Below are 12,010 nucleotides of genomic sequence, written 5' to 3'. Positions count from 1 at the left end.
TTGACGACTCTCAGGAACATGTTGTTTATTCATCCAGGAGGAGAAACTTGTGACCCATTATGGAAAAGTGTTGGTGGCGACGGCTCTGTTTGCGCTGACTGCCTGCCAATCTGCCACCCAATCTGACAGCACCGCAGCCGTTAGCCATGATCCAGAAACCGACCAATGCGGCGCATCGCAGTATCAAAATACTATTGGTCAGCCCCTCACCAGCCTTGATAACAAACGCTTTGACGTCCCGGTGCGCGCGATTCCGTGGAACGGTGCCGTGACAATGGACTTCAATTTGCGTCGTCTGAATTTTATGGCCGACCAGAGTGGTAAAATCTCCAAGGTTTACTGCGGATAAATTTAAACAGACATCGCATTGTCATCGGGCTGTCATGGCGCCGGGCGAGGATAGCTGCGCATTACGGAGATTTCCTCGTCACTCTCGAATATGCAATGCTCGTCTTGTTTCTTCCCGCCTCGGCGGGAATTTTTTTTTCTATCGATCGGTGCACGATTGATTGAGGAGCGAAGATGAGAAACGCCAATACCTTCCTGCTTATTAGCTTGCTTTTGAGCCCACTGGCGCATGCGTCAAGCGAGGCTGCGTGGCAAGAAAACGATCACAACAGGCAGCAGGCGTGCCTGAAAGCCAGCGGTTTAAAGTCAGTGCGCGTCGTGGGAAAACCCATTCAATATGACGATAGCGTGGGCTACGATGTGCTGCTGCTGGAAGGACGCTATCCGCAGAAACACATGAAGAATCAAGTCGGGCGTGAATTATGCCTATATCAGCGCCAGAGCGGTAAAGCCAGCGTGAGCGAAGCTGACACCTTGCGTGCGGTGAAATAACCTGCGCCGTTACTTCTGGGTGCCGGACTCCAGCAGCTGTGCCAACAGATTGCGATAACTCTGTAGCCGCTGCTCATCCCCTTCAAACTCCAGCTTAGCGATCACTCGGGTAATAATCGCTTTGCTGGTGGCGGGCTGGCCGTCATCCATCAGTTCGCGCATGATCGCTGCCAGCAGGTCGCTTTCATGCGGCGCATGCCAGGCAGGGCTATTAAAGTAGTCGGTGATCGCCCGACTGGCGCTATTTGGATGGGTTCTCATGGCTGACCTCCGCAGAGACAACAAAACCCGCCGCCTGTCGGCAGCATTGGGAAATTATGGTTAAGCATGGGAACTGTCCAGGACGGGCAGCGCCTCGCCAGCGATAGCCGGTGATTTTTTAAACATAGATGCGGCGTCGAATATTGTCAGTAACGGGTAGACATATTTTTTCACGTTGGCGTGCCTTGGCGATGCGCTTATCTTGCGGAGTTGATTGTTACAGCACATAAAGACACTACAAATCGTATCCCTTACACTATTTGCTGTGAGCAGAATCACGCTCGGCAGCGGAAAACTGCGTTTTTACCCCTATGCCATGTTTTGCCGTCCAGCGATGTTATGAGGTTGTTAGACTGAACCCTCATTTCATTTTTTCTGACGTACACGCTCATGCTACGCTCCATCGAGTCCTGGAAGGTCAACCTGATATCCGTCTGGTTTGGCTGTTTCTTTACCGGATTGGCTATCAGTCAGATCATCCCCTTCCTGCCGCTGTATGTTGAAGAACTGGGCATCCACGGCGGCAATGCACTGAGTATCTGGTCGGGACTGACCTTCAGTGTCACCTTCATTGTTTCTGCTGCTGTGGCGCCGCTCTGGGGCAGCTTAGCTGACCGCAAAGGCCGTAAGTTAATGCTGCTGCGTGCCTCATTTGGTATGGGGGCAGTGATTTTGTTGCAAGCGTTTGTGACTCAGGCTTGGCAACTGCTGCTATTGCGTGCGTTGATGGGGCTGACCTCCGGTTACATTCCTAATGCCATGGCGCTGGTGGCGGCACAGGTCCCGCGCGATCGTAGTGGCTGGGCATTGAGCTGTGTCTCTACTGGGCAGATTGGTGGCGTGATTCTCGGGCCGATGATTGGTGGGCTACTCGCCGACTGGCTTGGCCTGCGCATGGTGTTTATTGTGACTGCCGTGCTGCTGATGGTGAGCTTCCTCGTCACCCTGTTCCTGATTAAAGAGACCGGTTATACACCGGTGAGTAAACAGGACAAAATGAGTGGCCGTGAGGTTTTCCGCAGCCTCGATAATCCTCGTCTGATGATGTGTCTGTTTGTCACCACCATGGTGATCCAGATGTGTAATGGCTCGGTGAACCCGATTCTGACCCTGTTTGTGCGCGAGCTGGCACCGGATGCACAAAATATTGCCTTTCTGAGTGGGGTGATTGCCGCGCTACCGGGCGTGTCGGCGCTAATCTCCGCACCACGTTTGGGCAAGCTGGGTGACCGCATTGGGACACAGCGTATTTTGATCGGGACGATGCTGTTTTCACTGCTGTTGCTGATGGCGATGTCCTTTGTCACCAGCGCCACGCAGCTCGGTGTGCTGCGCTTCCTGCTCGGGTTTGCCGATGGCGCGATGATGCCCGCGGTACAGACACTGCTGGTCCGTCACTCGCGAGATAACGTGACAGGCCGTATCTTTGGTTATAACCAATCGTTTATGTATCTTGGCAACGTGGCTGGCCCCCTGCTCGGTGCGGCGGTATCCGCCGCAACCGGTTATCGCTGGGTATTCTTCGCCACCGCACTGGTGGTGTTGCTGAACGTACTGCTGTTGCGCCGCTTCTATCGCCGCCCGAAAACCACGCTAGAATCCCCTGTCACTCCGCGTGATCAGGCGGCAAAATCCGCTACTGACGCAACTTCAGCGCGTAGTGCCAGCGCTGCTGAGAAAGCAAAAACTCCGGGCTGACGCTCGGGCTCCAGGAGTCGTCGCCACCCACGCCCATGTGGAAGCCATCAAGATGCAGCCAGCATCCGGCTTCTGGCTGTAGCAGGTGTCGATGTGAGGTCTCGCGGAGCTGTTCAAGGCTATAACGGCTGAGTGAGAAGGCGAAGTCGCCTCTCACCTGCCAACTGCCGCTGTCGAGCTGGCGTGTACCGCAGCGCAAACCATTTTCGCCAGGGAAGACATAGGCAGTGCTGAGTGCTGCTAGTGGTTGTTGCCAACGTGAGAATTGTGCCGCCTGCTGGCGATCCGGGTAGTTTTCATGCGGACCCAGTCCCAACCAACTGACCTGCTGTGGCGTTTGCTTCAGCTGGCAACGCAAACCGATACGCGCAGGTGAGGGCAGACCTGGTGCCTGTTCCACTTCCACGCTCACCGACATCTCACCGCAACCGCTGATTTGGTAACGCTTATGGCTGGTGAAAATCAGCTGACCATTGGCCTGCCAGTGATGCAGGGTTTCAATCAGTACGCTGTGTTTCAGGCTATCTACCTGCATATCGACCAGCTCTGCTTCTAACTGATCATATCCGGCACGTTTCCAGCGCTCCACCCACGCATTAGGATCGACATTGGCAGCCTCGCTAGTACCGATATCATTATCGATCGGGGCACGGATAAAGCACTCCTGCAGCGGCGTCAGCATCGTCTCTTCATCATTCACCCACCACTGCACCAATTCCCCTGTGCGGCGTGAGAAGTGCCAGCGCTGCTGAGGTAATACCACGGCAACCAGATTGTGATTGGCGATCAACTCTGGTGCGGTGACGCTGACCTCACCGCTACGTGCTACGAGTGCCGCAGGCAACTGCCACTGGTCCCAGGCGACACGCGCGTCTGCTTCTGACCAAGATGTCGCTGCGATCTGATACACGGACAGATTGAGCCAGGCATTGCCTTGCAAATGCGCGGGTTGCGGAATATCGACGTGTTGCGTTTCCTGCGGGGCGAGGTTGAGCGGTAGTTCACCGCTGTCGATGACGATCCCTTCTTGCTCAATCGACCAGCGCAAGACTTCATTATCTGTTCGGCGGAACAGGTACTCGCTGGAGACGCTAAAGCGGAAAGCATGGTTTGTATCACGCTGGAACTGGAAAAACTGCTGCGCACGCTGAGCTTCAAACAGGGCAGGATGCGGTGAGCGGTCGGCAAAGACCAAGCCGTTCATGCAGAATTGGCGATCGTTGGGCGTATCACCATAGTCGCCGCCGTAGGCTTGCCACGGCTGGCCATGTTCGTCATAGCGCGTCAGGCTTTGATCGACCCAGTCCCAGACAAACCCACCCTGCAAGCGCGGAAACTGGCGGAAGGCTTGCCAGTATTTGGCGAAACCACCGAAGCTGTTGCCCATGGCGTGGGCGTATTCACACAAAATCAGCGGGCGGTTTTCGCCTGGCAGGCCAATCCATTTTTTTAGCGACCACTTCGGAACGGCGGGGAAGGGTTGATCTTGATCGACACGTGCATACATCGGGCAAACAATGTCGGTGGCGGCCGTATTCGCACCACCACCTTCATATTGAACAGGGCGCGTTGCATCACTGCTCTTTACCCACTGATAGAGTGCATTGTGCGTGCTACCGTGACCGGATTCGTTGCCGAGTGACCAGATAATGATGCAGGCATGGTTGCGATCGCGTTGCACCATGCGGGTCACACGCTCGCTGTAGGCGGCGAACCAGCGCGGGTCGGCCGACAGGCGGTTCATCGGTTGCATCCCATGAGTTTCAATATTGGCCTCGTCAACCACGTACAAGCCGTACTGGTCGCACAGTCGATACCACAACGGATGGTTGGGGTAATGCGCGCAGCGTACCGCATTAAAATTGTGGCGTTTCATCAGCTCAATATCGCGGCGCATACTGGCTTCATCCACCACCTGGCCATTTTCCGGGTGGTGCTCGTGGCGATTGACGCCACGAATCAGTAACGCTTTGCCGTTCACACACAGCTGGCCATTCTCAATGCTGACGCGACGAAAACCGACGTCATAGGCTTCAGCCTCGATCATCTCACCGTTGCTTTCTAGCAGCGAGACCACTACGCGGTAGAGATGTGGGGTCTCGGCACTCCAGAGTTGAGGATTCTCTACCGGCAACACCAGCAGAGCACGTTCGGGATAGTGCCCGCGTTCGTCAACGATGGCGCTACCTGGCGTCTGCTCCACGCTGCCGATACAGCTTTCAGCCTGCCACAGACTCACACGTACCCGGCACTGTTCCAGCGAACGTTCACCTGCATGAATTTTCACGTTAACGCGCAGATCGCCACGAATATATTCTGGGCTGAGCACCGTTTCGATCTGTACATCGGCTAACTGGGTCTGCGGTTTGTGCAGCAAGGTTACATCTCGGAATATGCCACTCATCCGCCACATATCCTGGTCTTCTAAATAGCTGCCATCACTCCAGCGCAACACCATCACGGCCAGTCGATTCTGCCCGTGCTGCAATGCCGGTGTGAGATCGAACTCGGCAGGCAGACGGCTGTCCTGCGAATAGCCAATCCACTGGCCGTTGCACCACAGGAAGAAGGCGGAATTGACGCCATCAAAGATGATGCGAGTCTGACCTTGCGCCAGCCAATCGCTATTTACATTAAATGTGAGCGAGTAACATCCAGTGGGGTTCTCTTTGGGCACAAATGGCGGATTAACGGGGATAGGGTACTGCACATTGGTGTAAATCGGGGCATCGTAGCCGTGCAATTGCCAATTGGCAGGCACTGGCAGCGAATGCGAACCCGGTAAATCTTGCAGCAGCCAACTTTGCGGCACGGCCTCGGGTTGGTTGAAATAGCTAAAGCACCACTGCCCATTTAGCGACTGGAGAGACGAGGAAGACGCATCAGCGTGTGCACTGCTTTCATCACGCCAACTGGCAAACGGTGGGTGCGCATCCAGTCGGTTAAGGCTCGTCACCACTGGGTTTTCCCAGTCGCGTCGGGCGAGAATATCACTCAAAGAGAGGGTCGGTAGGGTCATGGTAAGATCTCATTAATTGTAATGCGCTCACATTGAGGGTTTTCTCGCGCGCTGTAAAGTAGCCAGTGACGATGAGTGGACGATTTTTTGGTCATTATCATGATGCCTGTGTGGTTTTTTCGCAGGAGTAGTGCCAGTAAATTGTTAAGCATGGTGAGCAGAGATGAATAGCGGCAGGTTGCGGAGAATTCTGTATTGTCGTGCCGGATGGCGCCTCATACACTCAGCTCGATTTCACCATTCTGAGGTAATTATGGTCCGTATTGTTAAACTTGCTGCTGTCGTAGCATTGGTTACCGCCCTGAGCGGTTGTATCTTCCCACCGCCAGGCGGCGGAGGCGGTTGGGGCGGCCACGGTGGTGGTCCGGGACGCGGTTTTATGGGACCGCATTAATGAGCACCAGCTATTAATGAGTTAAAGGCGAGCGAAACGTTTCGGAAATACCGCTGGTTATCCTGTGAAACGTTTCGCTGTTAGATATTGAAATTACGTTTCTTTTTTTACGCTACGCTTGTCGTTTATTTTCCCAAAACCGTTAAAATTCCCTGTTGTTTTAACCTCCCCGGTGCTAACGTCTGTTTTCCATCGCTTATTGAGCCTGTCGCATGAAAAACCTTATTGCGGAACTTCTGCTTAAGCTGGCTGAGAAAGAAGAAGAATCGAAAGAATTAGTGGTCCAGGTTGAGGCATTAGAAATTGTGCTGACAGCGATGTTACGCAAACTGGAACCCGAACAATTTAACGAGATTGCTGCGGGTATCACGTCGGCCATGCCACCCCTGGCACCTGCCGCGGAAACGCCCGATACCACCTTACTGCGCAATTACGTCGAAAAACTGCTGAATCACCCCCGCATTTAATTTTGCTCTCATTGGCTATTCGCCACTCGTGTCGCAGCCAGTGAGCCTGCCGCGCGAAGGCCGTGGGCAAATATATTTTTTTCTGCTTTGCTTATTTCCTGCCATCATTAATGGGCAATGATGCTATGGAGAATCCGACAATGAAATCGTGTCTTTTGGCAATAATGGCAGCAGGCCTGCTATTGGCGGGCAGCGCAGGCGCGGCAGAAAAAACTGCGCAGCAAAATAAAATGACCGTATGTAATCAGCATGCTTCCTCGCAGGATTTAAAAGGGGATGCACGTAAATCCTTTATGAGCGACTGTTTGAAAAAAGATAGCAAAATGGGCAGCATGACGCCGCAGCAAATGAAGATGAAAACCTGCAACACCGAAGCGGGGGATAAAAAACTCAGCGGTGATGCACGTAAGACTTATATGAGTTCTTGTCTGAAGAAAAGCTAATTTAGACCCGATGCTGGTCAGTTAAGCATGTTGTGAAATCGTAGTCTGGTTAGTTATGCATGTGCTGATAATGCAGCTTGGTCAGTTAAGCATGCAGTGAAAACGCAGTCTGGTGCCGCTCAGGGGCTGGCTGTCCTCGCGCCGCTGACGCGGTACCTTCACTTCACTCGTCAGCCTGACGGACCGGTGCAGACGGGACTTTCCCTGTCCCGGCTGCACCTTTCGCCAGCATCCATGCTGGCTCTCCTGGCCTCCTCATTCCGTTCAGCGCTGCGAAATGCCATCCCCTGAGCGGCCCCAGCCTGCTTGCTAACATCTGTTTACGCTGCGGGAAAGGACGCGATGGCTTAGGCGATAGCGCTTTTACTGCTACAAAGGGCACAGTGTTTGAGGTCACAGCGCCTCTGATGCTGCAAGGGCTATTCGCAGCGCTGAGGCGGAGACGTTGTGCCAGGAGCCAGGCGCAGGGATGCGACAGGCAGTTCGGGTAGGCCAGGACGGCCGTACCCGAACGTTCCGGCCGGCACGACGTTGCAGCCGAGGGCACCGCGCAGCGGCGCGAGGACGGCCCGGTAGCAGCAGAGGTGCTGCGGCCCGCACCAACATGCTCAATCGCGCAAAAAAGAAATGGCAGCCTTACCCGAACAGTCCGTCCGGCACGACTCTGTAGCCTAAGGCACCACGAAGACGGCCCGGCAGCAGCAAAGGTGTTGTGGTCCGCACCTATTCGAGCATAGGAAAAGGCGTTGACTCGTCCAAAATGAAAGCTCCCCGAACTCGAGCTTAAGTCAAATGCACTGAGCCTTAGACCTCATGTCATCGAGGGTTCCTCTCAGTAGGAGCACTTTTTTATCAAATAAAAAGCGCCATCAACTTTCGCGATATCAAACTGATAAATCCAGATTCAACTACCGTTACGCTTTGTTTTCTCAGCGAAATCCTCATGCTTTGCCACACTTACTGTTTGTAGGGGTTTAGCGTCATTAATCCAACAACAACGCAGGAGGCAAACCGTGAGCTATCAATCTGTCGTGCAACTCAAGTCGCTAGCGCAGCGTAAACCCACCAAATTCACCGTAGGTGATATCGATATGGTGTTGGTGCGCGATGGCGAAAGGGTGCAAGCGTTACAGGCGAAGTGCCCTCATGCAGGAGCGCCGCTGGATCAGGGAGCCATCTGCGGCGATAAAATCGTTTGTCCTTGGCACAAAGCGGTATTTCAACTGCGCGATGGCAAGATGTGTGAGCCACTGGCCCTCGCCAATCTGAAGCGTTATCCGGTACGTATTGAAGAGGGGAAGGTGTGGGTCAATCCTCAGGCGATGTCGCCCGCCAGCGCCTCAGTTACACAAGGTGAATCACCGGTATGTGTCATCCTCGGTTCTGGCGCAGCAGGTAGCGCGGCGATTTGGACACTGCGGGATGAAGGTTTTAGCGGGCGGATAGTGATGGTGGAACGGGAGGCCGCCGCACCTTATGACCGCACAGCGCTAAGTAAATTTGTACCTTCAGGAAAGATGGCGATTGAGGATGTGCCGAAACTGTTGAAATCAGATGTGTTAGGTGCAGTAGAACGCATTCAGGGTGAGGTGGCGCAGCTTAAAGCGCACGAGAAGACACTGGTGTTACAAGGTGGTCAGCAAATAGAATTTGATCAACTGCTGATTGCCAGCGGCAGCATGCCCCAGCCGCTCGATATTCCCGGTAAAGATTTGCAAGGTGTGCATCTGTTGCGTTCGCTTAATCAGGCGGATGCACTGTTAAAACAGGTGGATGACACCCAGCATATTGTGATTATCGGCAATAGCTTTATTGGTATGGAGATGGCCGGAGCATTGCGTAATCGGGATGTTGACGTCACTGTCATGGCTCGCCAGCCGCTGCCTTTTTTGAAGCAGTTTGGTGAAGAGATTGGCCGCTACTTTTACGAACTGCACCGCAGTAATGGCGTTAAGTTTGTTGAAGGGGAGCCTGAAGCGCTGGAGGGGGAGAGCCACGTCAGTGCAGTAAGGTTGAAAAACGGTAAAAAAATCGCGACCAGCTTGGTGCTGTTTGGTACTGGCGTCGTGCCCGCCACAGATTTCATTCATGATTTAACACTGCAGGATGACGGCAGTCTGTTAGTCGATGGGCAATTGCGTGTTGCAGACAATATCTGGGTGGCGGGTGATATCGCGACCTACCTTACGCCACGCGGGCCGCAACGTATTGAGCACTATCGAGTGGCGCATCAGCAAGGGCGGATTGCAGCCCTAAATATGCTTGGAAAAGGCGTTATGTATGACCGCGTGCCGTTCTTCTGGACGGCACATTACGGCACGCGCTACGAGTATTTGGGCCATGCGGAAGAGTGGGATGATTATCATCTGCTCGGATCGTTGCAGGATAAACGCTTTATCGCGTTTTACTGTCGGCAGGGGATGATCGCGGCAGTGTGTTCCGCAGGCATGTACACGCTGACGGCGGCGCTGGTGGAAGCGATGCAGCACCCGATGACCCTAGAGCAGGGAATGGCATTGTTCGAGGCATATCAAGGGTAAGCGCTCAACAGGCTCGCCATTTAGGCCTCATGTTGGTCGGCTGCCAGATAGTTAACCCGACAATGGCCGCGTAGGGTTTGATAAGGTGCGCATTCAGGCGCACCTTATTAACATTGCAGGCGATTACTGCTTGCTCAACGCCTCTGACTTCGCCATGCATTGTTGCATAGCGTTGATGACTGCCGCGCGGAAGCCTTGCTCTTCCAACACTTTCACTGCTTCAATGGTGGTGCCGCCAGGTGAGCAAACCATATCTTTCAACTCACCCGGATGCTTACCGGTCTCCAACACCATCTGTGCTGAGCCTTTTACTGCCTGCGCCGCAAATTGATAAGCCTGCGCGCGTGGCATCCCGCCCAGTACCGCGGCATCGGCCATGGCTTCGATAAACATAAACACATAGGCCGGTGCTGAACCACTGACGCCGACCACGGCATGGATCAGATATTCACTGACAACGGCAGCCTTACCGAAACTTTCGAAAATCCCCACCACCTCATCAACTTCGTGCGAACCCACCAGCGCGTTGGGTGTCACGGAGGTCATGCCCTCATTCACCAGCGAAGGCGTGTTTGGCATCACGCGGATGATTTTGCGATCGTGGCCCAAAACCGCCGCCAGCGAATCCAGAGTCACGCCTGCCGCAATCGACACGACCAGCGCATCCTTTTTCAAGTGGCTGGCAAGCCCGTCCAAGACATTAAGAATCACATTGGGTTTTACCGCGCCGAACAGAATATCGGCTTCATGTGCCAGGCTCTCTGCGCTCTCTGCTGCCGTCACGCCATATTGCTGCGCCATCGCCTGGTTAGTTGCCGGTTTACGGTCAAAAACCCAGATATTGGCGGGGGCAATCCGTCCACTGTTAACCAGTCCGCTGATGATGGCTTTGGCCATATTACCGCAGCCGATAAACCCGATTTTCTTCTCCAGCATCGCTCTATCCTTTAAGTGATTCATTCTTACGTGCGGGTTAGCTTACGTCAGCTGTGATGAATAACAAGCCGCGCAAATAACATTTGCCATTCTGGCGTAAGCGGGCAAGATCGCCAGCCATTCCCCTTAAAAAAGGAAACAACATGTCAATTTGGGTTGATGCTGATGCCTGCCCCAATGTCATCAAAGAGGTGCTCTACCGTGCTGCGGAACGCGCCAGGATCACCGTGACCTTTGTCGCCAACCAACCGTTGCGCGTGCCGCCTTCACCTTGGTTGAAGACGCTGCAGGTCGCGGCAGGTTTTGATGTGGCTGACAATGAAATTGTTAAACGCGTGCAGCCGGGGGAGTTGGTGATTACCGGTGACATTCCGTTGGCGGCTGAAGTGCTGGAAAAGGGGGCGGCGGCCTTGAATCCGCGCGGAGAACGCTACTCGCCGGATACGATTCGTCAGCGCTTAACCATGCGTGATTTTATGGAAACGATGCGGGCGAGTGGGGTACAGAGTGGCGGCCCATCGGCGCTGAACCAACGCGACCGCCAACTGTTTGCTAACGAACTGGATAAGTGGTTACGTCAACGCTGATCAGACAAAGCTGTCATCGTCATCGTAGTCACCACCACCAAAATCGCTGAAGTCATTGTTATCCGCGAAGCTGTTGTTGTCCCAGCTGGCGTTATCGTTCAGGAAGGCGTTGTTGCTGTCATTGCCGTTAAAGGTGTCGAGGCTGTTATCCACCTGCGGCAGTGCCGGTTCATTGATGATGTTCACAATCTCTTCCGGCTGTGAATGATGGAACATACTGGTAAGCATATCCGCCATCACCACACCGCCAGCTACGCCCACGGCTGTCTGCAATGCGCCGCCAAGGAAGCCCGTTCCGCGTGCAGGCGGGGCTGCATACTGCTGCTGTGGTGGCGCATACTGCTGTTGAGGTTGCTGCGGTGCGCTATTCCATGCCGGTTGCTGTGGCTGCTGGGGGGCCGCAGGGCGTGAGCCGCCGCCAAACAAGCTTGACAGGAAACCGCCGCTGCTCTGCTGCGGAGCTTGCTGCTGTTGTGCCTGAGTCAAGCGATTTTCCAGATCGGCGACCTGTGCATTCAGTTTTTTCAGCGCGGCTTCCTGAATCAGGATAGCCTGCGACATGTAATAAGGCGCGCCCGGCTGGTTTTGTAAATGCTGTTTGATTAACTGCTCTGCGCCTGCATCACGCGATCCGCTTTGGGTTTCGGCCTGTTTCAGTCGACTAAACAGGTTGTCGATTAATTGTTGCTCTTCATTCTGCATGGTGTGAACCTCCAGTGATTCGTACCCCCTTATATGTGGGCAACGTGACAGAAAGTAAATCAATGTCCTGGTAAGGAAATGTTGCCTGCGCTTACAAATGGATTGATGCACAGATCATGCATC

Annotated in this window: 12 protein-coding genes; 8 read left to right on the top strand and 4 right to left on the bottom strand. The window is 54.0% G+C overall.

Features of this window, described 5'->3' with window-relative positions; all coding sequences use genetic code 11:
• Window positions 1-49 precede the first annotated feature (49 nt).
• Together F3J38_RS08265 and F3J38_RS08260 are read left to right on the top strand one after the other, a co-directional pair.
• Entirely contained in the window at window positions 50-349 is a 300-nt protein-coding gene (locus F3J38_RS08265) for an I78 family peptidase inhibitor (RefSeq protein WP_167136755.1), read from the top strand.
• A 173-nt stretch (window positions 350-522) separates the two neighbouring features.
• Window positions 523-840: a hypothetical protein gene (locus F3J38_RS08260; protein WP_167136752.1), complete on the top strand. Its 318-nt coding sequence runs from the start codon at window positions 523-525 to the stop codon at window positions 838-840.
• A gap of 9 nt (window positions 841-849) precedes the next feature.
• Here F3J38_RS08260 and F3J38_RS08255 read toward each other — a convergent pair whose 3' ends face one another.
• A complete protein-coding gene (locus tag F3J38_RS08255; protein ID WP_167136749.1) occupies window positions 850-1,101 on the bottom strand; it encodes a biofilm development regulator YmgB/AriR family protein in 252 nt (83 codons plus the stop codon).
• Between the two features lie 390 nt (window positions 1,102-1,491).
• Here F3J38_RS08255 and F3J38_RS08250 point away from each other — a divergent pair, with 390 nt between their 5' ends.
• Window positions 1,492-2,799, top strand: a complete 1,308-nt coding sequence (locus tag F3J38_RS08250; RefSeq protein ID WP_167136746.1) for a multidrug efflux MFS transporter — start codon at window positions 1,492-1,494, stop codon at window positions 2,797-2,799.
• On the opposite strand, the gene F3J38_RS08245 is transcribed toward F3J38_RS08250, so the two are convergent.
• Complete coding sequence (locus F3J38_RS08245) at window positions 2,738-5,818, bottom strand: beta-galactosidase (RefSeq protein ID WP_167136743.1); 3,081 nt, start codon at window positions 5,816-5,818, stop codon at window positions 2,738-2,740. The two genes, F3J38_RS08250 and F3J38_RS08245, sit on opposite strands and share 62 nt — an antisense overlap.
• Before the next feature lie 253 nt (window positions 5,819-6,071).
• Here F3J38_RS08245 and F3J38_RS08240 point away from each other — a divergent pair, with 253 nt between their 5' ends.
• The 4 genes from F3J38_RS08240 (at window position 6,072) to F3J38_RS08225 (ending at window position 9,662) form a co-directional block, all read left to right on the top strand.
• Window positions 6,072-6,212 (top strand): hypothetical protein, encoded by a 141-nt coding sequence (locus tag F3J38_RS08240; protein WP_167136740.1) that lies wholly within the window; start codon window positions 6,072-6,074, stop codon window positions 6,210-6,212.
• 212 nt (window positions 6,213-6,424) lie between these two features.
• Window positions 6,425-6,679 (top strand): anti-adapter protein IraP, encoded by a 255-nt coding sequence (iraP, locus tag F3J38_RS08235; RefSeq protein ID WP_167136736.1) that lies wholly within the window; start codon window positions 6,425-6,427, stop codon window positions 6,677-6,679.
• A gap of 140 nt (window positions 6,680-6,819) precedes the next feature.
• Window positions 6,820-7,122: a PsiF family protein gene (locus tag F3J38_RS08230; RefSeq protein WP_167137137.1), complete on the top strand. Its 303-nt coding sequence runs from the start codon at window positions 6,820-6,822 to the stop codon at window positions 7,120-7,122.
• A gap of 1,013 nt (window positions 7,123-8,135) precedes the next feature.
• Window positions 8,136-9,662 (top strand): FAD-dependent oxidoreductase, encoded by a 1,527-nt coding sequence (locus F3J38_RS08225; protein ID WP_167136734.1) that lies wholly within the window; start codon window positions 8,136-8,138, stop codon window positions 9,660-9,662.
• A 123-nt stretch (window positions 9,663-9,785) separates the two neighbouring features.
• Here the strand turns inward: F3J38_RS08225 and proC are convergent, their stop codons facing one another.
• Window positions 9,786-10,598: a pyrroline-5-carboxylate reductase gene (gene proC, locus F3J38_RS08220; protein WP_167136731.1), complete on the bottom strand. Its 813-nt coding sequence runs from the start codon at window positions 10,596-10,598 to the stop codon at window positions 9,786-9,788.
• 143 nt (window positions 10,599-10,741) lie between these two features.
• Between proC and F3J38_RS08215 the strand changes: the two genes are divergently transcribed.
• Entirely contained in the window at window positions 10,742-11,185 is a 444-nt protein-coding gene (locus F3J38_RS08215; protein ID WP_167136728.1) for a YaiI/YqxD family protein, read from the top strand.
• Here the strand turns inward: F3J38_RS08215 and F3J38_RS08210 are convergent, their stop codons facing one another.
• Window positions 11,186-11,887: a DUF2076 domain-containing protein gene (locus tag F3J38_RS08210; RefSeq protein ID WP_167136725.1), complete on the bottom strand. Its 702-nt coding sequence runs from the start codon at window positions 11,885-11,887 to the stop codon at window positions 11,186-11,188.
• Between the last annotated feature and the right edge of the window lie 123 nt (window positions 11,888-12,010).

The organism is Candidatus Pantoea formicae (assembly GCF_011752625.1).
Lineage (GTDB): Bacteria > Pseudomonadota > Gammaproteobacteria > Enterobacterales > Enterobacteriaceae > Pantoea > Pantoea formicae.
The sequence above is the reverse complement of the archived record's forward strand: the minus strand, read 5'-3'. Positions and strand labels throughout refer to the sequence as shown.